The following is a 26,948-nucleotide window of genomic DNA, read 5'->3' on the forward strand; positions in this document are numbered from 1 at the left end:
CGGTTCGCCAATAGGTATCACCGGAGTTGTACAAACTTTGTCCTGAGTGTGGATAAACGAACATCGCGCAGCTACGGTGAGGCCGTCCCCGGGGCTGCTGCGCCCCGTGAATCTCCGTACCAAGGGGGAGTTCGGCGATGAGCGAAGCGACGGGCAGGGCGCGCGAGGGGCGGCAGGGCGCGCTCGGCCGACGGGCGTTCACCGGGCGGCTGCTGGCGGGCTCTGCCGCCGCGGCGGGCCTCGGCACGATGGCGACGTCGGCGAGCGCGGCGCCCAAGGCCCCGAAGGCGGCGCTCGCGCCGCCCGGCGGCGAGGTCAGACACATGTCGCTGTACATGGAGGCGCTGGACGACGGCCAGATGGGCTACGGGCTCGAACCGGGCAAGGCGTCCATCCCCGGGCCCCTGATCGAGATCAACGAGGGCGACACCCTGCACATCGAGGTCACGAACAGCCTCGACGTGGACGCCAGCCTGCATGTCCACGGCCTCGACTACGAAGTCTCCAGCGACGGCACGATGATGAACCACAGTCAGATCGAGCCGGGCGGCAAGCGCACCTACACCTGGCGCACCCACGCCGCCGGGCGCCGCGCGGACGGCACCTGGCGCGAGGGCAGCGCGGGCTACTGGCACTACCACGACCACGCGGTCGGCGGCGAGCACGGCTCGGGCGGCATCAGGGCGGGCCTGTACGGACCCGTCGTCGTCCGCCGCAAGGGCGACCTGCTGCCCGACGCCACCCACACCATCGTGTTCAACGACATGAAGGTCAACAACACCCTGCCGGGACCGGACTTCGAGGCCACGGTCGGCGACCGCGTCGAGATCGTCATGATCACGCACGGCGAGTACTTCCACACCTTCCACATCCACGGCCACCGCTGGGCGGACAACCGCACGGGCCTGCTCACGGGACCGGACGACCCCAGCCCGGTCATCGATAACAAGACGGTCGGACCCGCGGACTCGTTCGGCTTCCAGATCATCGCGGGCGAGGGCGTGGGCGCCGGGGCCTGGATGTACCACTGCCATGTCCAGAGCCACTCCGACCAGGGGATGTACGGGCTGCTCCTGGTGAAGAACACCGACGGCTCCATCCCCGACTACGAGCACATGGACCACACCGCGTCCGGCGACTCGAAGAAGAAGAGCCCGTCGGCGGACAAGAGCGCCACCGGCGGCGACGGCGCGAAGAGTGCGGAGGGGATGGACGGCATGGAGGGCATGGAGGGCATGGAAGGGATGGAAGGGATGGAAGGGATGGAGCACATGGATCACTCGGCGTAACGAGTTCCTGGGGGGCGGGGAAGGTCCCCGGGGGGCTTGGGCTCCCGTGCCCGCTCGGCCCCGCGCCCCCGCCCGCGGCCGCCGCCCGTCGTCCCCCTGCCCGCCGCTCGCCGCAGGCGCGGGGCGCGGGGGGCGCGATGAGTGGCGGGGCGCGCGGGCCCGCCTCCTCAGACCACCATCACCCGCCGCCCGCGCGTATGCCCGGCCTTGCTGTCGGCGTGCGCCGCGGCGGCCTCGGCCAGTGGGTACGTCTTCTCGACCGGGATGCGCAGCCGCCCCTCCTCGATGAGGCGGACTGCCTCGGCGAGCGCGTCCCGCATGCTCCCGGCCGCGCCGGAGAAGCGGACGCCGAGGCCGGGCGCGCCGAGGTCGGCGATGGAGACCACCCGGCGCGGGTCCCCGGTCAGCTCCACGAGTTCGCGGACCACGCCGGAGCCGGCCAGGTCGAGGGCGGCGTCGACCGGGCCGAGCCGCCGCACCCGCTCGACCCAGCCGTCGCCGTACGTGGTGGCGGCGGCGCCGAGCCCGCGCAGATAGTCCTGGTTCGCGGCCCCCGCCGTGCCGGTCACCGCGATACCGCGCTCGCGGGCGATCTGGAGCACCGCGGAACCGACGCCCCCCGCGGCGCCGCTGACCAGCAGCGTCTGCCCGGGCCTCACGCCGACTTCGCGGATGACGCGCAGCGCGGTCTCCACCACGGAGGGGTAGCCGGCCGCCTCCTCGAACGTCAGGCCCCCTGGCATGCGCGCCCACGCGGACAGCACCGCGAACTCGGCGTAGGTGCTCGCGCCCTCGCCGAAGACCCGGTCGCCGACCGCGACCCCCTCGACGCCCTCGCCGACCTCGTCCACCACCCCGGCGGCGTCCTGCCCGACCCCCGAGGGCAGCTCGGTCGGATGGGCCGCCAGCACCTGCCCCTCGCGAAGCCGCCAGTCGACGGGGTTCACGCCCGCCGCCCTGACGGCGACGCGGATGCGGCCGGGGCCCGCGTGGGGCTTCTCGGCGTCGGTGAGGCGCAGGACATCCGGGCCGCCGAACTCGGCGAATATCACTTTCTTCATGCCGCGACCGTAGCACTAACGGTTAGCTTTAAAAAACGGTTACGGATTTGTATCTGCTAGCGTGAGCGCATGACCGTGCAACCGGGGCGCCGCGAGCGCAAGAAGGCCGCGACCCGCCAGAGGATCGCCGACACCGCGCTGCGGCTCTTCCTGGAGAAGGGGTACGACGCGGTGGGCATCCGCGATGTGGCCGCCGAGGCCGATGTCGCCGTGACCACGGTCTTCTCCCACTTCGCCGCGAAGGAAGCGCTGGTGTTCGAGCGTGACGCGGACTTCGAGCGCCGCCTCACCGGGGCCGTCACCGACCGGGCCCCGCAGGAGCCGCTCGTCCCCGCGTTGCGCCGCGAGATCGAGGCCCTGGTGCGGCACTGCTCGGCGGAGGGCGCCGCGCCGGTCTGGCACTTGGTCGACGGGACGCCCGCCCTGCGGGAGTACGAGGAGTCCATGCGGCTGCGGCACGCCGAGTCACTGGCCGCCGCCATCGCCGCCGACCCCGGCTGCTCGCGCTCGCAGACGGCCTGCCGGACGATCGCGCGGTTCGCGGTCGACGCCTACGCGCTCGCCCGCGAGGCCGCCGATCCGCAGGCCGCGGTGGACGAGATCTTCCGGATGGTCGAGGCCGCCTGGGAGGCCGCCTGACGCCCGCGCCCCCGCGGGCCGCCGGGGCGTAGGGGGCGCCGCGCGGGCCCCGAGCCTCCGACGGCCTGGGAACACCCGCCGGGGAGCGCTCTCAGGACGGTGCGGGCGTGGATAGGGTGGCAGGGGTCAGCCCACGAAACGCCCGGAGGTAGCCCAACGTGAGCGAGCCGACCGATGCGCGCCCCACCCTCGAAGCGGTGGCCGAGCGCGCCGGGGTCTCCCGGGCCACGGTGTCCCGCGTCGTCAACGGCAGCACGGGGGTGCGCCGCAACCTCGCGGAGCGCGTGCGGCGCGCGGTCGACGAACTGGGCTACGTCCCCAACCAGGCGGCCCGCAGCCTCGTCACCAGGCGCCATGACGCCGTCGCCGTCGTGGTCGCGGAGCCCGAGACCAGGGTGTTCGCCGACCCCTTCTTCGGGCTCCAGCTCCGCGGCATCAGCAAGGAACTGACCGCCCACGACTGCCAGCTCGTCCTGCTGCTCACCGAGGACAGCGACGACTACGCGCGCGTGGGCCGCTATCTCGCGGGCGGCCACGTAGACGGCGCGCTCGCCTTCTCGCTCCATCTGAACGACCCGCTGCCCGGGATCGTGCGGGCCGCCGGTGTGCCCACCGTGTTCGGTGGCAGGCCCGACAGCAGCGGCACCACCCGCGACGTGCCCTTCGTGGACTGCGACAACCTCGGCGGCGCCCGGGACGCGGTCCGCCACCTCGCCGGGCTCGGCCGCCGCCGGATCGCGCACCTCACGGGACCCCTCGACCAGACCTCGGCCGTGGACCGCCTCGACGGCTACCGCGAGGTGGTCGGCGACGGCGCCCCCTCGCTGGTGGAGCAGTGCGACTTCACGACGGCGGGCGGCGAGCGCGCCATGGCCGCCCTGCTCGACCGCGACCCCGGCCTCGACGCCGTCTTCGCCGCCAACGACCTGAGCGCGCTCGGCGCCCTGCGCACCCTGCGCGCCCGCGGCCTCAGGGTGCCCGAGGACGTGGCGGTCGTCGGCTTCGACGACATGCTGCCGCTGGCCGCGAACACCGACCCGCCGCTCACCACGGTCCGTCAGGACATCGAGGAGATGGGCCGGATGATGGCACGTATGCTCCTGGACACCACACGCGGCGGCGGCCGTGGCCCGGTCGCCCCGGCCGACACCAGGGTCGTCACCCGCACCACCCTCGTCAGGCGCGCCACCGCCTGACGCCGCACGCGGCCGCGCCCCGGCCCCTGCCCGCAGGGGCCCGCGATACGGTACCCGGCCGTACCGTGACCGCGCTTGTACTCCGCGTATGCGGCCCGCGCAAGGCGCGACACGCCCTCGTTGACGCCGCGTTGCTCAAATGTTTTTCGGCGCGTACCAGGATCGTCCGCATGCAGATCGACAGGTCAGGCGCGGCCGACCTGGCCTGGCAGCAGCACGCGCTGTGTGCCCAGGTCGGCTCCGACTTCTTCTTCCCGGAACCCGGCAGCTCCGTACGCGAGGCGAAACGGATCTGCGAACTGTGCGACATGCGCGAGGTCTGCCTGGAGTACGCCCTCACCCACGACGAGCGCTTCGGGGTCTGGGGCGGCCTCTCCGAGAAGGAGCGCATGGCACTGCGCCGCTCGCCGAGTTAGCGACAACGGCGGCACGCGCGACATCGGGGGCACGCGCGGCCCGGTCGGGCGCGCGGGGCCTCGCCGCGGCTCGCGCACGGCGGGCGCGTGCGTCCGCCGTGCGGCGTGTCCCGCTCAGGTCAACGACGCGCTGGCCGCGCGCAGTTCGTCCAGGGCCGTCAGGATGAGGGCGCCGAGGTCGTCCTTGCCCTCCTGATCGCCCTCGGACCACCGGGCGAAGCCGCGCTTGAAGGCGAGGGCGCCCAGCTCGCTCGCCACCGCCGCGGTCGGGTCGGGGACGCCGCGCGCGATCAGCGCGTCCGTCATCGCGGCCCCGAGGCTGACGCTCTTGAGGGCGTCGCGCTCCTGAAGCTCCGTGCTGGCGGCGACGGCAGCCCGCAGCCGCGGCGCGAGCCGCCGGTTCACGGGGCCCATCATGCCCGCGGCCCGCAGCAGCCCAGCGGTGACCGCCGTGAGCGGGCCCGCGTCTTCGGGCGCCTCGGCGATCCCCTCGGTCAGCAGTCGGCTCAGCGTCTCCTGCCCGGCCACCAACAGCTCCCGCTTGTCGGGGAAGTGCCGGAAGAACGTGCTCTTGGTGACCCCCGCGCGCTCGGCGATCTGCGCCACCGTCGTGGCGTCGTACCCCTGCTCGTTGAAGAGGTCGACCGCGGCTACGACAAGCCGCTCGCGTGCGCCTGGTTCCCACCGCCCCATGCGCCCATCCTACGTGATGGGACTCTTGTCCCATCACTTTGGTAGGGTGACGGGACAAGAGTCCCATCACTTGCGGGAGAGCCCCATGCGCGTCTTCGTCACCGGTGGCACCGGACTGATCGGTTCCGCCGTCGTCGCCGAACTCCTCGGCAACGGCCATACCGTCCTCGCACTCGCCCGCTCCGACGCCTCCGCACGGGCCGCCGAGGAGGCGGGCGCGGAGCCCGTCAGGGGCGGCCTCGCCGACCTGGACGTGCTACGGGACATCGCCGCGCGCGCCGAGGGCGTGGTCCACCTGGCGTTCGGCCATGACTTCAGCACCGCGGAGGCCGTCGCCCGCGCGGTCGCCGAGGAGGCCGCCGCCCTCGCCGCGATCGGCGAGGCCCTGGTCGGCAGCGACCGCCCCTTCGTCACCGTCTCCGGTACGCCCGCGGTGCCAGGCCGCCCCGCCACCGAGGCCGACCCGCTGCCGACCGGCGGGCCGGTGGGGGGCCGCAGCCGTTCGGTCACGGCGGTCCTCGCGCTGTCCTCGCGCGGCGTGCGCAGCACTGCCGTACGCCTGCCGCGCACGGTGCACAACGAGGGCGCGGGCGGGTTCGCTGGCATCCTGACCCAGTTCGCCCGCGACTCCGGGGTGTCCGGCTACCCGGGCGACGGCGAGCAGCGCTGGCCGGCCGTGCACGCCCTGGACGCGGCCGTCCTCATCCGGCTCGCCCTGGAGCGCGCCGAAGCCGGGAGCGCCTGGCACGCCGTGGCCGACGAGGGGGACAGGGTGCGCGACATCGCCGCGGTCATCGGGCGGCGGCTCGGCCTGCCGGTCGAGGCGGTGGCACCGGAGACCTACGGCCCCCTCGGCACGATCTTCGCGACCGACCAGCCCGCCACCAGCGCCCACACCCGGCGGGCCCTCGGCTGGGAGCCGAAGCACCCGGGCCTGCTTGCGGACCTGGAGAACATCAGGCCCTGACGCCGCTGCCAAGGCCAGGCGGCGGGGTCCGGGCCGCGGCGCCCGCCGGGGCGCCATGTCGCCGCAGGGGCGCCGCGCGGCCCGCGGATAGCATGCCCTGCGACAGCGGGCCCGCGGGGGAGCGGTGCCCGCGGCGAGCGTCCCGTCCCGGCCCGGAGGTGTCCCCATGCCCACCGAGCAGCCCGCCGACCGGGGCGGGCCGTCCGGCTCCGGCGCCGATCTGCACCTGGAGCTGCGCGGCCCCGGCGGCAAGCGCGACCGGCTCATGCGGGCCCTGCGCGAGGCCATCGCCTCGGGGCGGCTCGCCCCCGGCACCAGGCTGCCCCCGTACCGCGGCCTCGCCCGCGACCTCGGCCTGGCGCTGAACACCGTCGGCGACGCCTACGGCGAACTGGTCGCCGAGGGCTGGCTGACCGCCCGCCAGGGCTCCGGCACCCGGGTGGCGCGGCGCAGCACCCCGCTGCCCGCCGAGCGCCCGAGCCGCGCCGCGCCGCCGCGGCGCCGGCCGGAACTCGATCTGCGGCCGACCTCGCCCGACGCCTCACGCTTCCCCCGCACGGCCTGGATCGCGGCCACCCGGCGCGCGCTGCACGCCGCGCCCCACGACGCCTTCGCCGTGCCCGACCCGCGGGGCCGCCCTGAGCTGCGGCTCGCCCTCACCGAGTACCTGGCCCGCGCCCGCGGGGTGCGCACCGCGCCGCACCGCATCGTCGTCTGCGCGGGCACCGCGGGCGCCCTGCACCTCCTCGGCCTGGCGCTGCCCGGCACCATCGCCGTGGAGGCGTACGGACTCGGCGTGCACCGCGCCTTCTTCGAGACCGGGGGCCGCCGCACCGTACCCCTGCCGGTGGACGGGCGCGGCGCGGTGGTGGAGGAGCTGGCGGGCGCCGGGGCGGACGCCGTGCTGCTGACTCCCGCGCACCAGTTCCCCACCGGGGCCACCCTGCACCCGGAGCGGCGCGCCGCCGTCGTGGACTGGGCGCGGGCGGGCGGGGGACTGGTCATCGAGGACGACTACGACGGCGAGTTCCGCTACGACCGCCAGCCCGTCGGCGCCGTCCAGGGGCTCGACCCCGAGCGGGTCGTCTACCTCGGCTCGGCGAGCAAGAGCCTCAGCGTGGCGCTGCGGATCGGCTGGATGGCGCTGCCCGAGCGCCTGGTGCCCGACGTCCTCGCGGTGAAGGGGCCCCGCGAGATGTGGTCGACGAGCACCGATCAGCTCACGCTCGCCGACTTCCTCACCCGCGGCGCCTTCGACCGCCATGTGCGCCTGATGCGCCGCGTCTACCTGCACCGCCGCGACCTGCTGGTGCGCACCCTCGCGGAGCGGGCCCCGCATGTCTCGGTCTCCGGGATCGCGGCGGGGCTGCACGCCGTGCTCACCCTGCCGCCCGGCACGGAGGCCGACACGGTGCGCGCCGCGGCCCGGCAGGGCCTCGCCGTGGACGGCCTCGCCCAGCACCGGCACCCGGACAGCCCGGTGCCGCCCACCGACGGCCTGGTGGTCGGCTTCGGCGGGCTGCCCGACCACGCCTTCGCGGAGGCGCTGTCCGCCCTGTGCTCCGCGCTGCCCCCGCCCTGAGCGCGGCCCCCGCGGGCTCAGGGCTTGCGGGCCACCACCGCGTACATGTTGGTGGCGTCGTCGGGCAGTACGGGGTCGCCGGGCTCGGGGCGCCAGCGCGACATGGGGACGACACCGGGGTCGAGCACCTCGAAGCCGCCGAGCCACCCCTCGATCTCGGCCCTGCCGCGCAGGTACATGGGGATGCCGAGGTCGGTGTAGGTGCGGGCCAGCGCGGCGGACTCGGGCGCGAGCTCGTGGGTGGGGACGGTCAGCGCGAGATAGCTGCCGGAGACCAGGTGCCCGGTCAGGGACTCGATCAGGCCCCTGGCGTCCTCGACGAACTGGAGCATCGCGATGATGGTCAGCCCCACCGGCCTGCCCAGGTCGATGGTGGCGTGCAGGTCCGGGTGGTCGAGCAGCGCCTCGGGCCGGTGCATGTCCGCCGAGATGTAGCTGGTGCGGCCCTCGGCCGTGCTGGTCATCAGGGCCGCGGCATGCGCGAGGACCACCGGGTCGTTGTCCACGTAGACGATCCGGGAGTCGGGGGCGACGTGCTGCACGACCTGGTGCAGATTGGGCTCGGTCGGGATGCCCGTGCCGATGTCGAGGAACTGCCGCAGGCCCGCCTCCGTGGCCAGCCAGTGCCCCATCCGGCGCATGGTGGCGCGGTTCAGCAGCATGCTGTCGCGCAGTCCGGGCCAGACCTTCAGGGAGTCCTCGGCCGCTGCCTGGTCGACCTCGTAGTTGTCCTTGCCGCCGATGATGTAGTCGTAGACCCGTGCGGAGTGTGCCTTGCGGCCGGTCCAGACGTCGTCCTCGCTCATGTGCGCCTCTCTCCTTTCGCCCGCTCGGAGACTACGTCGCCGAGCGGGCCGCCGCCCAGCCGCAGGGGCGGCTCAGGGTGCCGCCGGCACCTCGGCGACGACGACGTAGAGGGTCACGGCCGCGAAGAACGGCCGCTCGGCCAGGTGTGCCAGGAAGTCCCCCGCGGCCCGCTCCGTCAGATAACCGGCCTCGACCGCGCGCCGCGTGTTGCGCTCAAGGCCGAGCACCCGGTCGGCCGCGCCCACGTCCCGGAACACCGAGGTCACCGGCACCACCGCGGGCACCTCGAAGCCCGCCTCCTCGGCCAGCCTGGGCAGTTGGCGGCCGATGGCGCCGCGCCGCACCACCCGGTCGGTGATGTGGCGGGCGTAGCCGCGGGCGCTCTCCAGGTCGGGGTGGTCGACGGCGAGCGAGTCCCAGTCGGGCTCGCCCATCACCAGCCTGCCCCCGGGGCGCAGCACCCGGCGCGCCTCGGCGAGCGCCGCTGCGGGGTCCGCGACGTGCTGGAGCACCCGGTCGGTCCGTGCCAGGTCGGCGTCCGCGTCGGGCAGCGGCAGCGCGGTGATGTCCGTCTGCCGCACCTGCACGGCGGGCACGTCCGCGGTGCGCTCACGCGCCCGCGCGGCCATGTCCGGGTCCATGTCGACACCGATCACCCGCCCCTCGCCGCCCACCGCCCCGGCCAGCGCCTCCAGGTCGGTGCCGGGACCGCAGCCCAGGTCGAGCACGGTCTGTCCGGGCCGCGGCGCCAGCGCCTTGAGCATCACCGACTTGTACGAGCGCGCCTCCTCGGTGGCGGCGAGCCGGTCCAGGTAGCCGGTCCTGTCGGGCACCGCGGACTCGAAGACCTCGAAGACGCGGTCGGAGACGCGTGCCATCGTCTGCGCGGTCTCCTCCAGGAGCGCGCGTCCCGCGTCCGTGAGCCGCACCGGGCGCTGCCGCTCCCGCCCGGCCGTCCCCTCCACCCCTTCCACGAGCCCCTTGGACTCCAGCCGGGCCAGCGCCCCGTACAGGCTGCCGGGGCCGAGCCGGGTGCCGGAGAGGCGTTCGATGGCCGCGTTGATCGCGTATCCGTGCAGCGGTCCCTCCGCCAGTGCGCTCAGCACCAGCAGTTGGGCGTCGTTCGTGGGCAAGGGGGCCCTCCCGTCCGTGGTCCTCGGCCCCGCCCGTAGCCGACTCCCGGCATCCGGTGATACGCGTTGCGTAGTACGGGGCGCGTAGTACGGGCAGCGTACTACACGTCACGTAGTAGTGAGGGGTGTGGGGGGAAAGGGGCGGGGGCTTCGGCCCTTGACCGTCGGGAAAGGGGGGAGAAGATGCCCAGTGAGGATTTCGACGGGCGCCCGGCACCGTGTGGTGGCGGGTACCCCGCACCAGAAGGAGCCCCCGTGTCCGGCGAACCGGCCCTCTCCCTGCCCGCGCAGCTCTACCTGCTCTCCTGGGACACCACGAAGGACAGATCGACCGGCACCCCCTACCTCGCCCACCTGGTACGCGCCGCCGCCCTCACGGAACTCGCCCAGCGGGGCCTGCTGCTGGACCGGGACGGTGTCGCCACGCCCGCGAGCCCCGACGCCGAGACCGGCGACCCCGCCCTCGACGGGCTCCTCGAACTCGTCGTGGAGTCCCGTCCCCGCAAGTGGAAGTCCTGGGTGACCTCACGCTCCAAGGTCACCCTCGACGCCGTCGTCGCGCAGCTCACCAAGGACGGGCTGCTGCACGACCGCTCCCGCCGCCTGCTCGGAATCATCCCCTCCCACCAGTACGAACTCGCCGACCGCGGCATCGCGGACGGGCTGCGCAAGCGGGCCAGGGCGGTGCTGCTCGGCGACACCCCCACCGCCGAGGTGTCCGACAGGGACGCCGCCGTGATCGCGCTCGCCACCGCGGGCGAACTGCGCACCGTCGCCTCAGGCAAGGAGCGGCGCCAGTACCGCGACCGCATCGCGGCGCTCGCCGAGCGCGGCGGGGACGCGGCGCCCGCGCTGCGCCGGGTCATCCAGGACGTACGCGCCGCCGTCGCGATCGCCGCGGCCACCGCCGCGAGCAGCGCCGCCGCGAACTCCTGACCCGGCGCACCCGCCGAAACACCCGCCCGCCCAAGCGCCGAAACGCCCGCCGCACACCCGGCAACACGCCCGCCCCGCAACGCCGCACACAAAGGAGCCGGGGAGCGGTCCACCCGCGTCCCCGGCCCGCCGCACGCCCCCTGCCCGCCTCCGCGCCCGGCACCCGCACCCCGCGCCGACGGGCTCCCGCCGAACAGCCCCTCGGCGCGCCGCCGTCAGGCTCCGCGCATCAGCACCGCGAGGTCGTGGTCCAGATTGCCGTAGCGCCCCTCGCGGCCCCGCGGCACCAGCGCCGTACTGCGGCGCAGAAAGCGCCGGATCGCAGGGGTGCGCACATGGATGACCGCCGTGCCCTGCGGCGCGCGGAACTCCACCACCGTGCGGTCGTAGCCGTAGGGGCGCACCCGTACGTCCCCCTGCCCGGCCGGGCCCTCAAGACCGTCCACGAGCAGGTCGCGGGCGAACGTCCAGCAGACCTCGACGCCCTCAAGTGTCGCCGGTGCCGGGAAGCGCATACGCACGGCGAACGGGTCGTCCCTGTCGTAGCACAGCGAGGCGGGGATGGTGGGCATGCGTGGCGCCGCGGCGACCAAGCGTGCTTCTACGGCCTGCTCGATGACGGTGGACATCGCCTGCTCCCTGATGGCTCGGACGGCGGGCTCGTCGCCGCGGGCGGACGCTGGTCGCGACGGGCCTCTACCGGTAGGACGGCCCGGCGCCGCGCTCAGTGCACGAGAATGCGAGTGACCTGTGTCACCGACTTCATGCCTGCCGGGCCCGACAACCCCCACACCCCCCGTGACCTGCCCTCCGGTGGCGCGCCACGGGATTTCGCGTACCCTTCGCCGCACCATGAGACCCGTACGGATTCCGGCCGGCTGGCCCGCCACCGAGGTACAAGCCAGGGCGACCCAGGACGAGTTGCGCCATCGCGTCATACTCGGCGAGAGCGGACCGCCGCCCGGCGCAGGGCATGTCACCGGGGTCGACGTCGCCTACGACGACGAGCGCGACACCGTGGCGGCCGCGGCCGTCGTGCTCGACGCCGCCACCCTCGACGTCGTCGAGGAGGCCACCGCGGTCGGCCGGGTGCCGTTCCCCTATGTGCCGGGCCTGCTTGCCTTCAGGGAACTGCCCGCCGTGCTGTCCGCGCTCGCCGCCCTCGCCGCCGACCCCGGGCTCGTCCTCTGCGACGGCTACGGCCTCGCCCACCCCCGCCGCTTCGGCCTCGCCAGCCACCTCGGGGTGCTCACCGGGCTGCCCACGGCCGGGGTCGCCAAGAACCCGTTCGCCTTCTCCTACGCGGACCCGGCCACCGCACGCGGCTCCCGCTCGCCGCTGCTCGACGGCGCCGAGCCGGTCGGCAGCGCGCTGCGCACCAGGGACGGCGTCAAACCCGTCTTCGTCTCCGTGGGCCACCGCACGGACCTCGACACGGCCTGCGCCCACACCCTGGCCCTCGCCCCCCGCTACCGGCTCCCGCACTCCACCCGGCTCGCCGACGCCCTCTGCCGCCGCGCCCTCAAGGAAGCGGTGGCAGGCTAGAGGGGGCACCGGGGGCACGCGAAGCGAGCGCTTGCTCGCCTCTTGTGCGGCGTTTCCACGGTTCCTACCATCACGGGTGTTACCGCAGGTTCTCCACGCTGACGGGGGCTCGATGGCAGACGAGGACGGCGCCGCACACGGGCGCCGGGGACCACTGGCCGGAATCCGGGTGCTCGAACTGTCCGGCATCGGTCCTGGCCCCTTCGCGGCCATGCTCCTGGCCGACCTCGGCGCCGATGTCGTACGCGTCGACCGCCCGGGCGGCCAGCCCTTCGACGTCGCGCCGCGGTACGACACCACAGGCCGCGGCAAGCGCTCCGTCCTCGTCGACCTGAAGGCCCCGGACGGCGCGGAGCGCGTCCTCGCGCTCGCCGAGCGCGCCGACATCCTCGTCGAGGGCTACCGCCCGGGCGTCGCGGAACGCCTCGGCGTCGGCCCCGCCGACTGCCACGCCAGAAACCCCCGGCTCGTCTACGGCCGTATGACCGGCTGGGGCCAGCACGGCCCGCTCGCCGCGAGCGCGGGCCACGACATCGCCTACATCGCGCCGACCGGGGTGCTCGGCATGATCGGCGCCCCCGACGAGCCGCCCACCGTGCCCGCCAACCTCCTCGGCGACTACGCGGGCGGCTCCCTCTACCTCGTCACCGGTGTACTCGCCGCCCTGCACCACGCCCGCGCCACCGGCCTCGGGCAGGTCGTGGACGCCGCGGTCGTCGACGGCGCGGCCCACCTCGCCACCGCCGTCCACGGCCTGCTCGCCGCAGGACTCTGGAACGACGGCCGCGGCGCCAACCTCCTCGACGGCGGCAGCCCCTTCTACGGCTGCTACCGCACCTCCGACGGCGGCCATATGGCCGTGGGCGCCCTGGAAGACCGCTTCTACGGCGAGTTCGCCACCCGGCTCGGCCTCGGCGACGACGCGCCCGACCGCGCGGAGCAAAACAACTGGCCCGCGCTGCGGCGGCTCATCGCCGACCGCTTCGCCACCCGCACCCGCGACGAGTGGACCGCCGCCTTCGCCGACAGCGACGCCTGCGTCGCCCCCGTCCTCTCGCTGCGCGAGGCCCCCGCCCACCCCCACCTCGCCGCCCGCGCCACCTTCACCACCGTCGAGGGCACCACCCAGCCCGCCCCCGCGCCCCGCTTCTCCGCCACCCCCACGGCCACCCCGCAGCCGCCCCCACACCCCGGCGCCGACACCGCGGCGGTGGCGCGCGACTGGGACGTCGCGCTCACGGAGGACGATGGCGGACACGGCGGGCAGGCCCGAAGCCCCGAAGCCCGCTAGAAGCCCAGCAGAAGCCCCGTAGAAGCCCCGTCGAAAGGCCGCAGCCGTGCCCTCCCAGCCGACCGAAGCGTACGTCTACGACGCCCTCCGCACCCCGCGCGGCCGAGGCAAGGCGAACGGCGCCCTGCACGGCACCAAGCCCGTCGACCTCGTCGTCGGCCTCATCCACGAACTGCGCGCCAGGCAGCCGGGACTCGACCCCGCCGCCATCGACGACATCGTCCTCGGCGTCGTCAGCCCCCTCGGCGACCAGGGCTCCGACATCGCCAGGATCGCCGCCATCGCCGCGGGCCTGCCCGACACCGTCGCCGGAGTGCAGGAGAACCGCTTCTGTGCCTCCGGGCTCGAAGCGGTCAACCTGGCCGCGGCCAAGGTCCGTTCCGGCTGGGAGGACCTGGTGCTCGCCGGGGGCGTCGAGTCCATGTCACGGGTGCCGATCGGCTCCGACGGCGGCGCCTGGTTCGCCGACCCCATGACCAGCCTCGGCGTCGGCTTCGTCCCCCAGGGCATCGGCGCCGACCTCATCGCCACCATCGAGGGCCTCGGCCGCCGCGACGTCGACGAGTACGCGGCGCTCTCCCAGGAGCGCGCCGCGCGCGCCTGGAAGGACGGCCTCTTCGACCGCTCCGTCGTCCCCGTGCGCGACCGCGCCGGGCTCACCGTCCTCGACCACGACGAACACCTCAGGCCGGGCACCACCGCCGACACCCTCGCCCGCCTCAAGCCGTCCTTCGCGGACATCGGCGAACGCGGCGGCTTCGACGCCGTGGCCCTGCAGAAGTACCACTGGGTCGAGGCGATCGACCACGTCCACCACGCGGGCAACTCCTCCGGCATCGTGGACGGCGCCGCCCTCGTCGCCATCGGCTCCCGGGAGGCCGGAGAGCGCGCCGGGATGCGGCCGCGCGCCCGCGTCGTCTCCGCCGCGGTCTCCGGCTCCGAGCCCACCATCATGCTCACCGGGCCCGCCCCCGCCACCCGCAAGGCCCTCGCCAGGGCCGGCCTGTCCATCGGCGACATCGACCTCGTCGAGATCAACGAGGCGTTCGCCGCGGTCGTGCTGCGCTTCGCCAGGGAGATGGACCTCCCGCTCGACAAGGTCAACGTCAACGGCGGCGCGATCGCCCTCGGCCACCCCCTCGGCGCCACCGGCGCGATGATCCTCGGCACCCTCGTCGACGAACTCGAACGCCGGGACAAGCACCTCGGGCTCGTCACCCTCTGCGTCGGCGGCGGCATGGGCATCGCCACCGTGGTCGAACGCCTCTGACCGCGCCCCGCCCCCGCACCGCCGCCGCCCACCAAGGAAGAGAGCCCGATGAGCGAGCCCGCGCAGACCCCCGCCACCACCATCCGCTGGGAGCAGGACGGGGCCGGCGTCGTCACCCTCGTACTCGACGACCCGGGACAGTCCGCCAACACCATGAACGAGGCGTTCAGGACCTCCCTCACGGCCGTCGTGGACCGCCTTGAGGCCGAACGCGACGCGGTACGCGGCGTCGTCGTCACCTCCGCCAAGAAGACCTTCTTCGCCGGGGGCGACCTGCGCGACCTCATCGCCGCCACCCCCGCCGACGCGCCCCGCGTCTTCGCCGCGGGCCAGGCCGTCAAGCGCGACCTGCGCCGCCTGGAGACGCTGGGCATCCCCGTCGTCGCCGCCCTCGGCGGGGCCGCGCTCGGCGGCGGCTACGAGATCGCCCTCGCCTGCCACCACCGCATCGTGCTCGCCGCCCCAGGCGCCGTCGTGGGCCTGCCCGAGGTGACGCTCGGCCTGCTGCCCGGCGGGGGCGGCGTGGTGCGCACCGTACGGCTGCTCGGCGTGCAGGAGGCGCTGACCAGGGTGCTGCTCAAGGGCACCCGCTACGACCCCGCACGCGCGCTCGCCACCGGCCTCGTCCACGAAGTGGCCGCCAGCCGCGAGGACATGATCGCCCAGGCCCACGCCTTCATCGACGCCCACCCCGAGTCCCACCAGCCCTGGGACACCCCGGGCTACCGCATGCCCGGCGGCACCCCCGCGGACCCCAGGCTCGCCGCGAGCCTGCCCGCCTTCCCCGCCACGCTCCTCAAGGAGACCGGCGGCGCCCCCTACCCGGCGCCGCGCGCCATCCTCGCCGCCGCCGTCGAGGGCGCCCAGGTCGACTTCGACACCGCCTGCACCGTCGAGTCCCGCTACTTCACCGACCTGGCCACGGGGCAGACCGCCAAGAACATGATCCAGGCGTTCTTCTTCGACCTCCAGACCGTCAACTCGGGCGCCGCGCGCCCCCGGGACGTCGCGCGCCGCCCCGTCACCAGGGCCGCCGTCCTCGGCGCCGGGATGATGGGCGCCGCCATCGCCCACACCCTGGCCCGCGCCGGAATCGACGTCGTCCTCAAGGACGTCTCCCCGGAGGCCGCCGCACGCGGCAAGGGCCACTCGGAGGCGCTGACCACCAAGGCCGTCGCCAAGGGCCGCAGCACCCGCGACGCCGCCGACGCCCTCCTCGCCCGTATCACCCCCACCGCCGACCCGGCCGACCTCGCGGGCTGCGACGCCGTCATCGAGGCCGTCTACGAGGACACCGCCCTCAAGCACAAGGTGTTCCAGGAGATCCAGCACCTCGTCGCCCCCGACGCGCTGCTCTGCTCCAACACCTCCACGCTCCCCGTCACCCAGCTCGCCGAAGGCGTCGAACGCCCCCACGACTTCCTCGGGCTGCACTTCTTCTCGCCCGCCGACCGGATGCCGCTCGTCGAGATCATCCGCGGCGCGCAGACCTCCGACACCGCCCTCGCCCGCGCCTTCGACCTCGTACGGCAGCTCGACAAGACCCCCGTCGTGGTCCGCGACGCCCGCGGCTTCTTCACCTCGCGGATCATCGGCCGCTTCCTCAACGAGGGCGTCGCCATGGTCGGCGAGGGCGTCGAGCCCGCCTCCGTCGAACAGGCCGCCGCCCAGGCCGGGTACCCCGCGAAGGTCCTCGCGCTCATGGACGAGCTGACCCTCACCCTGCCGCGCCGCATCCGCGACGAGTCCCGCCGCGCCGCCGAGGAGGCCGGCGAGACCTGGCGGCCGCACCCCGCCGAGGCCGTCATCGACCGTATGGTCGAGGAGTTCGGCCGCACCGGCAAGGCCGGCGGCGCCGGTTTCTACGACTACGAGGACGGCCGCCGCACCCGCCTCTGGCCGGGACTGCGCGCCCACTTCACCCGCGACGACGCCCGGGTCCCGCTGCGCGACCTGCGCGACCGCATGATGTTCGCCGAATCCCTCGACACCGTGCGGCTCCTGGAGGAGGGCGTCCTCACCTCCGTCGCCGACGCCAACATCGGCTCCCTCCTCGGCATCGGCTTCCCCGGCTGGACCGGCGGCGTCCTCCAGTACATCAACGGCTACGAGGGCGGCCCCGCCGGCTTCACGGCCCGCGCCAGGCACCTGGCAGCGACCTACGGAGACCGTTTCGCCCCGCCACGCCTCCTGGTCGAGAAGGCGGAACGGGGCGAAAACTTCACGTAATTGGGGGAAGCCTCACAGAATTGGGGGAAGCCTCGCCAAGAGGGGAAGAAACAAGCAGGCACGAAACCCTCGGGCCACCGGAAGTACAGCTAGGCGGCGCCCCCGGGGGAAGCCGGCCGCTCCGGTGTGAACAGCCACGTCTCGAAGAGGGCCCCGAGGTCCTTGCCGGTCTCGCGCTCCGCGTAAGCCCGGAACGCCGCCACCGACCCGTTGCCGTAGCGGTGGAGCCGGGGCCACTTCTTCAGCAGCTTGAAGAACGCCTTGTCGCCCACCTCGTCCCGCAGCGCCTGGATCGCCATCGCGCCGCGGTCGTACACCGCGGCGTCGAACTGGTTGTCGGGTCCCGGATCGCCGGGCAGCACCGTCCAGAACGCGTCGTCCGCCGGGTGCGCCGCGTACGTCTCGTCCGCCGACTCACGCGCGCTCGGCCCGCCGTGCTGCTCCGACCAGAGCCACTCCGTGTACGCGGCGAAGCCCTCGTTGACCCAGATGTCCTTCCAGCCGTGCACCGACACGCTGTCGCCGTACCACTGGTGCGCCAGTTCGTGCGCCACGACCGAGATGTTCTCGCCGTTCTTGAAGATCGACGGGCTGTACATCGGCCTGGTCTGGGTCTCCAGCGCGAAACCGCTGGTCACATTGGGCACATAGCCGCCCGCCGCGCTGAACGGGTAGCGGCCGTAGAGGGTTTCCAGCCATTCGACCACCTCCGCGGTCCGCTCCACCGAGGCCCGCGCCCCGGCCGCCTCCGCCGGATCGAGGTCCTTGCTGTAGGCGGTGGTCACCGGGATGCCGTCGTCCGTGACCCCGTGGTGGATGTCGAACTTGCCGATCGCCAACGTTGTCAGATACGTGGCCTGCGGCTTGTCGGAGCGCCAGTCGTAGCGGGTCCAGCCGTTCCTGGTGTGCTGCCCGGTCAGGACGCCGTTGGAGACGGTGTCGAGGCCCTTCGGGACCGAGACGGAGATGTCGTACGTCGCCTTGTCCAGCGGATGGTCATTGGCCGGATACCACCACACGGACGACTCGGGCTCCTGCGCCGCCACCGCCCCGTCAGGCGTCCGCGCCCAGGAGGTGAACCCGTTGATGACCAGGTCCGACGGCTTGCCCGCGTACCGTACGACGGCCGTGAAGCGGGCCTTGTCCCGCAGCCCCGCCGCCGGGGTCACCTCCAGCTCCTGGTCGCCGGAGAGGTGGTGCGCGGCGCTCCTCCCGTTCACGGTGACGCTCTTGACGGGCAGCCCGAAGTCCAGGTCGAAGCGTGACAGGTCCTGGGTGGCGGTGGCCCGGATGGTCGCCGTGCCCTCCAGCAGGTCGCTGTCCGGGTGGTACGTCAGGTCGAGACCGTAGTGCCGCACGTCGTAGCCCCCGTTTCCGCTCACGGGGTAGTACGGGTCGCCGATGCCGGGGGCGCCGGGGGAGTAGTCGGCGGCGGTGGCGGGGACGGCCAGCGCGAGCGCGAAGGCGAGCGCGCCGGGGACGATGAGTCTGCGGTACACGAAGGCTCCAAGTCCGTGGGGGGTGAGGTGTGTTCGCCCTCCCATTGAGCACTCCCGTACCCCCCGTGTCCATGAACGTGGCGTGACGATGGGCGCCGTCGGGCCACGTTTCGGCCCGCGGGGCCGACACACACCTGTGCCGGGGGCCGGGAAAAGGGTCCGTATGTGGTAGTTCGTATGGAGCAAAATGCCCGTTTCCGCCCCCTGAGAGGTGCCACCCGTGACCCATGACGACGTGACGGACCCCGAGGCGCCCCATCCGGGACAGGGGCGCGCTCCGGTGACCGACCGGGTGGTGTTCGGCGTCACCGCCGCCCTCACGTTGGCCTTCCTGATCTGGGGCGGTGTCGGCACCGACTCCCTGGAGAGCGTCTCCGACACCCTGCTCGGCGGCCTGATGCACAACGCGGGCTGGGCGTTCATGCTGGCCGCCACCGGCTTCGTGATTTTCGCGCTCTGGCTGGCGATGAGCCGCTACGGCCGGATCACCCTCGGCCACGAGGGCGAGGAGCCCGAGTTCCGCACCGTCTCCTGGATCGCGATGATGTTCAGCGCCGGTATGGGCATCGGCCTGATGTTCTACGGCGTCTCGGAACCGCTGGCGCACTACACCACCCCGCCCCCCGGCACCCACCCGGCCGACTCGGGCCAGGCCATGGCCACCGCGATGGCCACGACGCTGTTCCACTGGACGCTGCACCCCTGGGCGATCTACGCGGTGGTCGGCCTCGGCATCGCCTACAGCACCTTCAGGCGCCGCCGCCGGCAGACGATCAGCGCCGTCTTCGAACCCCTCATCGGCACCCGGCACGCCCGCGGCACCTGGGGGCGCGTCATCGACATCATCGCGATCTTCGCCACCCTCTTCGGCTCCGCGGCCTCGCTCGGGCTCGGGGCGCTCCAGATCGGCAGCGGCATCGAGGTGCTCGACTGGATGGACCACGCGGGCACCGGGCTGCTGGTCACCGTCATCGCGGTGCTCACCGTCGCGTTCGTCGCCTCCGCGGTCTCCGGTGTGGAGCGCGGCATCCAGTGGCTCTCCAACATCAACATGGTGCTTGCGCTGATCCTCGCCGTGTTCGTCTTCGTCGTCGGGCCCACGGTGCTGATGCTCGACCTGCTGCCCACCTCGCTCGGCTCCTACCTCGGCGAGCTGCCCCAACTGATCGGCCGCACCGAGGCGTCGAGCGGCAAGGGCGTCGCCGACTGGCTCTCCCAGTGGACCGTCTTCTACTGGGCGTGGTGGATCTCCTGGACCCCGTTCGTCGGCATGTTCATCGCCCGTATCAGCAGGGGCCGCACCATCAGGCAGTTCGTCGGCGGGGTGATCCTGGTGCCGAGCACCGTCAGCCTCATCTGGTTCGCGGTCTTCGGCGGCACGGCGATGCGGCTCAAGGAGAACGGCGGCCTCGCCGGGGACACCTCCCAGGAGGAGCAGCTCTTCGGGGTGCTGCGGTCCTATCCCCTCGCCACCGTCACCAGCCTGCTCGTGATGATCCTGGTCGCCATCTTCTTCGTCTCGGGCGCCGACGCCGCCTCCATCGTGATGGGCACGCTGTCGCAGCGCGGCGCGCTGGAGCCGGGCCGCTTCGTGGTCATCTTCTGGGGCGTGGTCACCGGCGCGGTCGGCGCCATCATGCTCCTCATCGGCAACGGCTCGGACAACGCCCTCACGGGGCTCCAGAACCTCACCATCCTGGTGGCGGCCCCGTTCACCATCGTGATGGTGCTGATGTGCGTGGCGCTGATGCGGGACCTGCGCAGGGACCCGCTCATCGTGCGCCGCCAGATCGGCGAGGAGGCCGTCAAGTCGGCGGTCGTCGCGGGCCACCGGGAGTACAACGGGGACTTCGAGCTGCGCATCGGCCCGGCGAACCCCGACGACACCGGCGCCCAGCGCGCGGACGACCTTCCCTGAGGGCGGGTCAGCGCGGCGGCCCGCCCGTCACCCCGTGCTCCAGCAGTGCGAACGCGTGCTCCGCGTCGGTCACCGCGCCCGGGTAGCGCGCGTGCGCCGACTCGCCGCGGGTGAGGCGCTCGGCGTTGTCCATGGCCAGTGTCCAGTGCGCCGCGACGATCTGCACGGCCGTCAGCCGCGCGGTGAGGTCCGGCGTGCCCACCTCGCGCAGGGCCCCGGCGAGCGCCCGCTCCGCGCCCGTCCTGAACGTGTTCATGCGGGCCACCAGCGCGGGCGTGTCGAGGATCATGTGCAGCAGCGCGCGCACATCGGGGCGGTCGTTGAGCCCCGTGAAGGGGTCGCGCTCGCGCAGGCCCCTGAGGAAGTTCTCCCGCACCGCGGCAAGCGGCGCGCCCCCGGGCCCCGCGGCCGCCACCACCCGGGCCAGCTCGGTCTCGTGGTCGGCGAGGCGGTGCACCACCAGGTCCTCCTTCGCCGGGAAGTACGCGAACAGCGTGCGCTTCGACACCTCCGCGGCCTCGGCCACCTGGGCCACCGAGACGTGCTGGAACCCGTGGGCGAGGAAGAGCGAAATCGCGGCCTCGGAGATGGCCGCGTGGGTCCGCTGCTTCTTCCGCTCCCGCAGCCCTGGCTTGCTGTCCACGCCGCCACCATAGCAGATATCTGCCCCGAGGATATTTCTGCACCTGGTATATATTTGCTCCGAGTCGAGCGATAGGACGGAGTGACAGATGGTGACAGAGACCACCGCCGAGGTCGTCATCGTGGGCGCGGGACCGACGGGTCTGACGCTGGCGTACGAGCTGGCGCTCGCCGGTGCCCGGCCCCTGGTGCTGGAGAAGCTGCCGCGGCGCATCGAGCAGGTGAAGGGCGGTGGGGTCCAGCCCCGTACCGCAGAACTGCTGGAGACCCGCGGCCTGCTGGAGCCGATACGGCGCCGCGCCGCGGCGCGCGAGCCTGTCGGCGGACACTTCGCCGCCCTGCCCGTGCCGCTCGACTGCGCGCCCTGGGACACCAGGCACCCCTTCCCGATCGCCGTCCCGCAGTGGGAGATCGAGGAGGTGTTGCAGGAGCGGGCGTGCGCCCTCGGCGCCCGCGTCCTGCCCGCGAGCCCCGTCCAGGCGGTCGAGCAGGACACCGACGGCGTGCTCGTGACGGCGGAGGGCACCACGGTGCGCGCCCGCTACCTGGTGGCCTGCGACGGCGCGCACAGCACCGTGCGCGGGCTGCTCGGCCTGCCCTTCCCCGGACGCGCCGGCACTCGGCCCTGCGTCGTCGCCGACATCCGCCTGGCGGCCGCCTCGGCCGAGGTGCCGCGGCAGCGCGGCCACTTCAGCACCCTGACCCGGTACACCGGCGGCTACTGGGCCGCGCTCGTGCCCCTCGGCGGCGACCGGTACCGCTTCACCTTCGGCTGCGTCGACCAGCCCGGCACCGACCGCGACACCCCCGTCGCCCCGGACGAGATCACCGCCGCGCTGCGCGCCGTCTACGGCCAGGAGACCGTCCTCGGCGACGTCGACAACGCCTCCCGCTTCACCGACGCCACCCGGCAACTGGAGCGCTACCGCACCGGCCGCGTCCTCTTCGCGGGCGACGCCGCGCACATCCACCCACCGCTCGGCGGCCAGGGGCTCAACCTCGGCATCCAGGACGCCTTCAACCTCGGCTGGAAACTGGCCGCGACGCTCCAGGGCCGGGCGCCCGACGGCCTCCTCGACAGCTACCACACCGAGCGGCACCCCGTCGCCGCCCAGGTCCTGCACCACACCTCGGCCCAGCGCGTCCTGGCCGACCCGCGGCCGACCGAGGACGTGGCCGCCCTGCGCGACATCTTCACCGACCTGATGCGCCTGCCCGACGTCAACCGCCACCTCGCGGGCCTGATGTCCGGCCTCGCCCTGCGCTACGAACTGCCGGGCGACCACCCGCTCACCGGCCGCCGCGCCCCCGACGCCGACCTGCTCACCGACACCGGGCCCACCCGCATCCCGGCGCTGCTCACCACCGGCCACGCCGTCCTGCTCGACCTCGCCGACGCCGTCCCCGCCGGCCTCGCGCTCCCGCCCCGCGTCGACCTCGTGCGCGCCACCTCGCCCACGCCGCTCGGCGCCGCCGCCCTGCTCATCCGGCCCGACGCCTACGTGGGCTGGGCCACCGACCACCCCGTGACGGCCCGCGACCCCCTGCCCGCCCTCCTCGCCGCGGGCTGACCGGCCCGGGACCGCGGCGGGGCGGCGCCGGGAAAGAGGGCGGGACGGGGCATGGACAGCGCTTAGGATCGGCCCCGATGACTGCCACACTCGTCGCCAAGAACCTCGCCGCGGGCCACGGCGACCGCTCGCTCTTCAGCGGCCTCGACCTCGTCGTCGCCCCCGGAGACGTGATCGGCCTCGTCGGGCCCAACGGGGCCGGCAAGTCCACCCTGCTGCGGCTCCTCGCCGCCCCCGGCCCCGCGCTCCGGCTCTCCCCGCCCGGCGCCACCGTCGGCCACCTCCCCCAGGAGCCCGAGCGGCGCCCCGGCGAGACCGTGCGGCAGTTCCTGGCCCGCCGCACCGGCGTCGACGACGCCCAGCACGCCATGGACACCGCCGCGCAGGCACTCGCGGAGGAGGCCCAGGGCGCCGACGACCGCTACTCCGACGCCTTGGAGCGCTGGCTCGCCCTCGGCGGCGCCGACCTGGAGGAGCGCGCCGAGGCCACCGTGGAACAGCTCGGCCTCACCGTCGCCCTCGACCGCCCCATGACCTCCCTCTCCGGCGGCCAGGCCGCCCGCGCCTCGCTGGCCTCCCTGCTGCTCTCCCGCTACGACGTCTTCCTCCTCGACGAGCCCACCAACGACCTCGACCTGCCGGGGCTCGAACAGTTGGAGGACTTCGTCAGGGGGCTGCGGGCCGGGACCGTCCTCGTGAGCCACGACCGCGAGTTCCTCACCCGCACCGTCACCTCCGTACTCGAACTCGACCTGGCCCAGGGCCGGGTCAACCTCTACGGCGGCGGCTACACCGCCTATCTGGAGGAGCGCGAGGTCGCCAGGCGGCACGCCCGCGGCGACTACGAGGAGTACGCGCAGAAGAAGGCCGCGCTTGAGGACCGCGCCCGCACCCAGCGCGCCTGGATGGACAAGGGCGTCAAGAACGCCCGCCGCAAGGCCACCAGGGCGGGCGGCGACAACGACAAGATCGGCCGCAAGTTCCGCACCGAGGCCAGCGAGAAGCAGGCCGCCAAGGCCCGCCAGACCCAGCGCCTCATCGAGCGCCTCGACACCGTCGACGAGCCCCGCAAGGAGTGGGAGCTGCGGATGGAGATCGCCGCGGCCCCCCGCTCGGGCGCCGTCGCCGCCACCCTCCGCGGCGCCGAGTTGCACCGCGGCGACTTCCGCCTCGGCCCCGTCTCCCTGGAGATCGCCTGGGCCGACCGCGTCGCCATCACGGGACCCAACGGCTCGGGCAAGTCCACCCTGCTGCGGTTGCTCCTCGGCCGCGAAAGGCCCACCGCGGGCCACGCCGCACTGGGCTCCGGGACCGTCGTCGGCGAGATCGACCAGGCCCGCGGCCTGTTCACCGGGCCCGCCACCCTGCTCGACGCCTTCCGCGCCGCCGTGCCCGACACCGAGCCCGCCGACGTACGCACCCTGCTGGCGAAGTTCGGCCTGAAGTCCGCGCACGTGCTGCGCCCCGCCGCCACCCTGTCACCCGGCGAACGCACCCGCGCCGCCCTCGCCCTCCTCCAGGGCCGCGGGGTCAACCTCCTGGTGCTCGACGAGCCGACCAACCACCTCGACCTGCCCGCCATCGAGCAACTGGAGTCCGCCCTCGCCTCCTACACCGGCACCCTGCTGCTGGTCACCCACGACCGCCGCATGCTCGACGCCGTCCACACCACCCGCAGGCTCCGCCTCGACGCCGGGCGGGTCACCGAGGACTGACCGCCGCACCCGGCGGGGCGGACCGCACGCCCGCCCCGCCCACGGCTCACCGCTTCGGGTCGACCAGGCCCGCCCTGCGCAGCGCGTCCGCCATCGCGCTGTTCGCCGGGGGCGGCGCCTGCCGCCCGCCACCGCGCCGCTGCTGGCCGCCGCCACGCTGCTGCTGGCCACCGCGCTGCTGCGGCGCCCGCCGCTCGCCGCCGCCGCGGCCGCCGCGGGACCTGCCGCCGCCCTGCCCGCCGCCGCCGTCCGCGGGCGCGGCCTCGTCGTCAAGACGGAGCGTCAGCGAGATCCGCTTGCGCGGGATGTCCACGTCGAGCACCTTCACCCGCACGATGTCCCCCGGCTTCACCACGTCCCGCGGGTCCTTCACGAACGTCCTGGACATCGCCGAGACATGCACGAGGCCGTCCTGGTGCACACCGACGTCCACGAACGCGCCGAACGCGGCCACATTGGTGACCACACCCTCCAGGACCATCCCCGGCGCGAGGTCCCCGAGCTTCTCCACGCCCTCTTTGAACGTCGCCGTGCGGAACGCGGGCCGCGGGTCGCGCCCCGGCTTCTCCAGCTCCCGCAGGATGTCCGTCACCGTCGGCAGCCCGAAGGTGTCGTCCACGAAGTCGTCCGGCCTGAGCGACTTCAGCACCGCGGTGTTCCCGATGAGCGACGACACACCGCCCTCCGCGCCGCCCGCCATCCTGCGCACCACCGGATACGCCTCCGGGTGCACGCTCGACGCGTCCAGCGGGTCGTCACCGCCCCTGATCCGCAGGAAGCCCGCACACTGCTCGAACGCCTTCGGGCCGAGCCGCGGCACGTCCTTCAGCGCCGTACGGCCGGTGAAGGGGCCGTTGGCGTCGCGGTGCGACACGATGTTCTCCGCGAGCCCGGAGCCGATGCCCGAGACCCGCGCGAGCAGCGGCGCCGACGCGGTGTTGACGTCCACCCCGACACCGTTCACACAGTCCTCCACCACCGCGTCCAGCGAACGCGACAGCTTCACCTCGGACAGGTCGTGCTGGTACTGGCCGACCCCGATCGACTTCGGGTCGATCTTCACCAGCTCCGCCAGCGGGTCCTGCAGCCGCCGCGCGATGGACACCGCGCCGCGCAGTGACACGTCCATGTCCGGAAGCTCCTGCGACGCGAACGCCGACGCCGAGTACACCGACGCGCCCGCCTCGGACACCATCACCTTCGTCAGCTTCAGGTCCGGGTGCTTCGCGATCAGCTCACCTGCCAGCTTGTCCGTCTCACGGGACGCCGTGCCGTTCCCGATCGCGACCAGCTCCACCCGGTGCGCCGCCGCCAGCGCGGCCAGCTTCGCCAGCGCCTCGTCCCAGCGGTTCTGCGGCACGTGCGGGTGGATCACGTCCGTCGCCACCACCTTGCCCGTGGCGTCCACCACGGCCACCTTCACACCTGTACGGAAACCCGGGTCGAGGCCCAGCGTCGCCCGGGTGCCCGCGGGGGCCGCGAGCAGCAGGTCGCGCAGGTTCGCCGCGAACACCCCCACCGCCTCGTCCTCCGCCGCGGTGCGCAGCCGCAGCCGCACATCGATGCCCAGATGCACCAGGATGCGGGTGCGCCACGCCCAGCGGACCGTCTCCACCAGCCACTTGTCGGCGGGCCTGCCGTGCTCCGCGACCCCGAACCTCGACGCGACCATCGCCTCGTACGGGGCGCCCGTGTCGCCGTCCTCGGCCGGGGGCTGCGGTTCGAGCACCAGGTCGAGTACGTCCTCCTTCTCGCCCCTCAGCATGGCGAGCACCCGGTGCGAGGGCAGCTCGGTGAAGGGCTCGGCGAAGTCGAAGTAGTCCGCGAACTTGGCGCCCGCCTCCTCCTTGCCCTCCCTGACCCTCGACGCCAGCCTGCCGTGCGTCCACATCCGCTCGCGCAGCTCGCCGATCAGGTCGGCGTCCTCGGAGAAGCGCTCGGCGAGGATGGCACGCGCCCCGTCGAGCGCCGCCTGCGTGTCCGCCACGCCCTTCTCCGCGTCGACGAACGCCTCGGCCGCGGCCGCGGGCTCCACCGAAGGGTCCGACAGCAGCCCCTCCGCAAGCGGTTCGAGGCCCGCCTCGCGCGCGATGGCGGCCTTGGTGCGGCGCTTCGGCTTGTAGGGCAGGTAGATGTCCTCAAGGCGGGCCTTGGTCTCGGCCTCCCTGATCCGCGCCTCCAACTCCTCGGTCAGCTTGCCCTGCTCCCGCACCGAGTCGAGGATCGCGGTACGCCGCTCCTCCAGCTCCCGCAGATAGCGCAGCCGCTCCTCGATGGTGCGTAGCTGCGCGTCGTCGAGAAGCTCCGTCGCCTCCTTGCGGTAGCGGGCGATGAAGGGCACCGTCGAGCCGCCGTCCAGCAGCTCCACGGCGGCCGTCACCTGCCGCTCCCGTACGCCGATCTCCTCGGCGATCCTGCCTTCGATGGACCCTGCGAGGGGTGTGGTCACGTCCCGTACCGCCTTCTCCACTGAGGTTGCGCCGCAATTGTGGCAGGCCCCGCCGACATCCCCCGCCACGGCACCACGGCGGCCCGGCCGCGACCGCCCC

22 protein-coding genes are annotated in these 26,948 nt (G+C 73.7%); 14 read left to right on the forward strand and 8 right to left on the reverse strand.

Annotated features, from left to right (window positions below; all coding sequences use genetic code 11):
• Positions 1 to 137 precede the first annotated feature (137 nt).
• On the forward strand, positions 138 to 1,289 hold the full coding sequence (locus ACIBIW_RS26400) for a multicopper oxidase domain-containing protein (RefSeq protein ID WP_399339533.1): 1,152 nt from the start codon (positions 138 to 140) through the stop codon (positions 1,287 to 1,289).
• A 167-nt stretch (positions 1,290 to 1,456) separates the two neighbouring features.
• Here ACIBIW_RS26400 and ACIBIW_RS26405 read toward each other — a convergent pair whose 3' ends face one another.
• Positions 1,457 to 2,350 carry an NADP-dependent oxidoreductase gene (locus ACIBIW_RS26405; RefSeq protein WP_399339534.1) on the reverse strand — a complete coding sequence of 298 codons (894 nt, stop codon included), beginning with the start codon at positions 2,348 to 2,350 and terminating at the stop codon, positions 1,457 to 1,459.
• 69 nt (positions 2,351 to 2,419) lie between these two features.
• Here ACIBIW_RS26405 and ACIBIW_RS26410 point away from each other — a divergent pair, with 69 nt between their 5' ends.
• The 3 genes from ACIBIW_RS26410 to ACIBIW_RS26420 all read left to right on the forward strand — a co-directional run bounded on the left by ACIBIW_RS26410 (position 2,420) and on the right by ACIBIW_RS26420 (position 4,601).
• On the forward strand, positions 2,420 to 2,989 hold the full coding sequence (locus tag ACIBIW_RS26410; protein ID WP_399339535.1) for a TetR/AcrR family transcriptional regulator: 570 nt from the start codon (positions 2,420 to 2,422) through the stop codon (positions 2,987 to 2,989).
• A gap of 158 nt (positions 2,990 to 3,147) precedes the next feature.
• Positions 3,148 to 4,185 (forward strand): LacI family DNA-binding transcriptional regulator, encoded by a 1,038-nt coding sequence (locus tag ACIBIW_RS26415; protein WP_399339536.1) that lies wholly within the window; start codon positions 3,148 to 3,150, stop codon positions 4,183 to 4,185.
• Between the two features lie 170 nt (positions 4,186 to 4,355).
• Positions 4,356 to 4,601 carry a WhiB family transcriptional regulator gene (locus tag ACIBIW_RS26420; RefSeq protein WP_399339537.1) on the forward strand — a complete coding sequence of 82 codons (246 nt, stop codon included), beginning with the start codon at positions 4,356 to 4,358 and terminating at the stop codon, positions 4,599 to 4,601.
• Positions 4,602 to 4,715: 114 nt separating this feature from the next.
• On the opposite strand, the gene ACIBIW_RS26425 is transcribed toward ACIBIW_RS26420, so the two are convergent.
• Positions 4,716 to 5,294: a TetR/AcrR family transcriptional regulator gene (locus ACIBIW_RS26425; protein ID WP_399339538.1), complete on the reverse strand. Its 579-nt coding sequence runs from the start codon at positions 5,292 to 5,294 to the stop codon at positions 4,716 to 4,718.
• A gap of 85 nt (positions 5,295 to 5,379) precedes the next feature.
• Between ACIBIW_RS26425 and ACIBIW_RS26430 the strand changes: the two genes are divergently transcribed.
• Entirely contained in the window at positions 5,380 to 6,261 is an 882-nt protein-coding gene (locus ACIBIW_RS26430; RefSeq protein WP_399339539.1) for an NAD-dependent epimerase/dehydratase family protein, read from the forward strand.
• A 166-nt stretch (positions 6,262 to 6,427) separates the two neighbouring features.
• Positions 6,428 to 7,843, forward strand: coding sequence for a PLP-dependent aminotransferase family protein (locus ACIBIW_RS26435; RefSeq protein ID WP_399339540.1), 1,416 nt, complete (start codon positions 6,428 to 6,430; stop codon positions 7,841 to 7,843).
• A gap of 17 nt (positions 7,844 to 7,860) precedes the next feature.
• Here ACIBIW_RS26435 and ACIBIW_RS26440 read toward each other — a convergent pair whose 3' ends face one another.
• The gene (locus tag ACIBIW_RS26440; protein ID WP_399339541.1) at positions 7,861 to 8,649 is read right to left on the reverse strand and encodes an SAM-dependent methyltransferase; all 789 of its coding nucleotides are present in this window, start codon (positions 8,647 to 8,649) and stop codon (positions 7,861 to 7,863) included.
• A 72-nt stretch (positions 8,650 to 8,721) separates the two neighbouring features.
• On the reverse strand, positions 8,722 to 9,783 hold the full coding sequence (locus ACIBIW_RS26445) for a methyltransferase domain-containing protein (protein ID WP_399339542.1): 1,062 nt from the start codon (positions 9,781 to 9,783) through the stop codon (positions 8,722 to 8,724).
• A gap of 255 nt (positions 9,784 to 10,038) precedes the next feature.
• On the opposite strand from ACIBIW_RS26445, the gene ACIBIW_RS26450 reads away from it, so the two are divergent.
• Positions 10,039 to 10,719, forward strand: coding sequence for a GPP34 family phosphoprotein (locus ACIBIW_RS26450; RefSeq protein WP_399339543.1), 681 nt, complete (start codon positions 10,039 to 10,041; stop codon positions 10,717 to 10,719).
• Positions 10,720 to 10,934: 215 nt separating this feature from the next.
• Here the strand turns inward: ACIBIW_RS26450 and ACIBIW_RS26455 are convergent, their stop codons facing one another.
• Positions 10,935 to 11,348 carry an SsgA family sporulation/cell division regulator gene (locus ACIBIW_RS26455; protein ID WP_399339544.1) on the reverse strand — a complete coding sequence of 138 codons (414 nt, stop codon included), beginning with the start codon at positions 11,346 to 11,348 and terminating at the stop codon, positions 10,935 to 10,937.
• Between the two features lie 223 nt (positions 11,349 to 11,571).
• Here ACIBIW_RS26455 and ACIBIW_RS26460 point away from each other — a divergent pair, with 223 nt between their 5' ends.
• The 4 genes from ACIBIW_RS26460 to ACIBIW_RS26475 all read left to right on the forward strand — a co-directional run bounded on the left by ACIBIW_RS26460 (position 11,572) and on the right by ACIBIW_RS26475 (position 17,054).
• The gene (locus tag ACIBIW_RS26460; RefSeq protein WP_399339545.1) at positions 11,572 to 12,264 is read left to right on the forward strand and encodes an endonuclease V; all 693 of its coding nucleotides are present in this window, start codon (positions 11,572 to 11,574) and stop codon (positions 12,262 to 12,264) included.
• Between the two features lie 112 nt (positions 12,265 to 12,376).
• Positions 12,377 to 13,555 carry a CaiB/BaiF CoA transferase family protein gene (locus ACIBIW_RS26465; RefSeq protein ID WP_399339546.1) on the forward strand — a complete coding sequence of 393 codons (1,179 nt, stop codon included), beginning with the start codon at positions 12,377 to 12,379 and terminating at the stop codon, positions 13,553 to 13,555.
• A 46-nt stretch (positions 13,556 to 13,601) separates the two neighbouring features.
• Entirely contained in the window at positions 13,602 to 14,825 is a 1,224-nt protein-coding gene (locus tag ACIBIW_RS26470; RefSeq protein WP_399339547.1) for an acetyl-CoA C-acetyltransferase, read from the forward strand.
• Between the two features lie 48 nt (positions 14,826 to 14,873).
• Positions 14,874 to 17,054 carry a 3-hydroxyacyl-CoA dehydrogenase NAD-binding domain-containing protein gene (locus ACIBIW_RS26475; protein WP_399339548.1) on the forward strand — a complete coding sequence of 727 codons (2,181 nt, stop codon included), beginning with the start codon at positions 14,874 to 14,876 and terminating at the stop codon, positions 17,052 to 17,054.
• Positions 17,055 to 17,143: 89 nt separating this feature from the next.
• On the opposite strand, the gene ACIBIW_RS26480 is transcribed toward ACIBIW_RS26475, so the two are convergent.
• Positions 17,144 to 18,553, reverse strand: a complete 1,410-nt coding sequence (locus ACIBIW_RS26480; protein ID WP_399339549.1) for a M1 family metallopeptidase — start codon at positions 18,551 to 18,553, stop codon at positions 17,144 to 17,146.
• 235 nt (positions 18,554 to 18,788) lie between these two features.
• Between ACIBIW_RS26480 and ACIBIW_RS26485 the strand changes: the two genes are divergently transcribed.
• Positions 18,789 to 20,471, forward strand: coding sequence for a BCCT family transporter (locus ACIBIW_RS26485; protein ID WP_399339710.1), 1,683 nt, complete (start codon positions 18,789 to 18,791; stop codon positions 20,469 to 20,471).
• 7 nt (positions 20,472 to 20,478) lie between these two features.
• Here the strand turns inward: ACIBIW_RS26485 and ACIBIW_RS26490 are convergent, their stop codons facing one another.
• Entirely contained in the window at positions 20,479 to 21,114 is a 636-nt protein-coding gene (locus ACIBIW_RS26490) for a TetR/AcrR family transcriptional regulator (RefSeq protein ID WP_399339550.1), read from the reverse strand.
• A gap of 88 nt (positions 21,115 to 21,202) precedes the next feature.
• On the opposite strand from ACIBIW_RS26490, the gene ACIBIW_RS26495 reads away from it, so the two are divergent.
• Both ACIBIW_RS26495 and ACIBIW_RS26500 read left to right on the forward strand, forming a co-directional pair.
• On the forward strand, positions 21,203 to 22,684 hold the full coding sequence (locus tag ACIBIW_RS26495; RefSeq protein ID WP_399339551.1) for an FAD-dependent monooxygenase: 1,482 nt from the start codon (positions 21,203 to 21,205) through the stop codon (positions 22,682 to 22,684).
• A 77-nt stretch (positions 22,685 to 22,761) separates the two neighbouring features.
• The gene (locus ACIBIW_RS26500; protein ID WP_399339552.1) at positions 22,762 to 24,399 is read left to right on the forward strand and encodes an ABC-F family ATP-binding cassette domain-containing protein; all 1,638 of its coding nucleotides are present in this window, start codon (positions 22,762 to 22,764) and stop codon (positions 24,397 to 24,399) included.
• 46 nt (positions 24,400 to 24,445) lie between these two features.
• On the opposite strand, the gene ACIBIW_RS26505 is transcribed toward ACIBIW_RS26500, so the two are convergent.
• Positions 24,446 to 26,848 carry a Tex family protein gene (locus ACIBIW_RS26505; RefSeq protein WP_399339553.1) on the reverse strand — a complete coding sequence of 801 codons (2,403 nt, stop codon included), beginning with the start codon at positions 26,846 to 26,848 and terminating at the stop codon, positions 24,446 to 24,448.
• Positions 26,849 to 26,948 lie beyond the last annotated feature (100 nt).

This window comes from Streptomyces sp. NPDC050560, assembly GCF_044457285.1.
Lineage (GTDB): Bacteria > Actinomycetota > Actinomycetes > Streptomycetales > Streptomycetaceae > Streptomyces.

Excerpts from the sequence above, each read along its gene's own strand:
- ACIBIW_RS26405 (WP_399339534.1), bottom strand. The coding sequence starts at position 2,350 with ATGAAGAAAGTGATATTCGCCGAGTTCGGCGGCCCGGATGTCCTGCGC.
- ACIBIW_RS26475 (WP_399339548.1), top strand. The coding sequence starts at position 14,874 with ATGAGCGAGCCCGCGCAGACCCCCGCCACCACCATCCGCTGGGAGCAG.
- ACIBIW_RS26425 (WP_399339538.1), bottom strand. The coding sequence starts at position 5,294 with ATGGGGCGGTGGGAACCAGGCGCACGCGAGCGGCTTGTCGTAGCCGCG.
- ACIBIW_RS26430 (WP_399339539.1), top strand. The coding sequence starts at position 5,380 with ATGCGCGTCTTCGTCACCGGTGGCACCGGACTGATCGGTTCCGCCGTC.
- ACIBIW_RS26435 (WP_399339540.1), top strand. The coding sequence starts at position 6,428 with ATGCCCACCGAGCAGCCCGCCGACCGGGGCGGGCCGTCCGGCTCCGGC.
- ACIBIW_RS26465 (WP_399339546.1), top strand. The coding sequence starts at position 12,377 with ATGGCAGACGAGGACGGCGCCGCACACGGGCGCCGGGGACCACTGGCC.
- ACIBIW_RS26495 (WP_399339551.1), top strand. The coding sequence starts at position 21,203 with ATGGTGACAGAGACCACCGCCGAGGTCGTCATCGTGGGCGCGGGACCG.
- ACIBIW_RS26500 (WP_399339552.1), top strand. The coding sequence starts at position 22,762 with ATGACTGCCACACTCGTCGCCAAGAACCTCGCCGCGGGCCACGGCGAC.
- ACIBIW_RS26420 (WP_399339537.1), top strand. The coding sequence starts at position 4,356 with ATGCAGATCGACAGGTCAGGCGCGGCCGACCTGGCCTGGCAGCAGCAC.
- ACIBIW_RS26455 (WP_399339544.1), bottom strand. The coding sequence starts at position 11,348 with ATGTCCACCGTCATCGAGCAGGCCGTAGAAGCACGCTTGGTCGCCGCG.
- ACIBIW_RS26410 (WP_399339535.1), top strand. The coding sequence starts at position 2,420 with ATGACCGTGCAACCGGGGCGCCGCGAGCGCAAGAAGGCCGCGACCCGC.
- ACIBIW_RS26460 (WP_399339545.1), top strand. The coding sequence starts at position 11,572 with ATGAGACCCGTACGGATTCCGGCCGGCTGGCCCGCCACCGAGGTACAA.
- ACIBIW_RS26440 (WP_399339541.1), bottom strand. The coding sequence starts at position 8,649 with ATGAGCGAGGACGACGTCTGGACCGGCCGCAAGGCACACTCCGCACGG.
- ACIBIW_RS26400 (WP_399339533.1), top strand. The coding sequence starts at position 138 with ATGAGCGAAGCGACGGGCAGGGCGCGCGAGGGGCGGCAGGGCGCGCTC.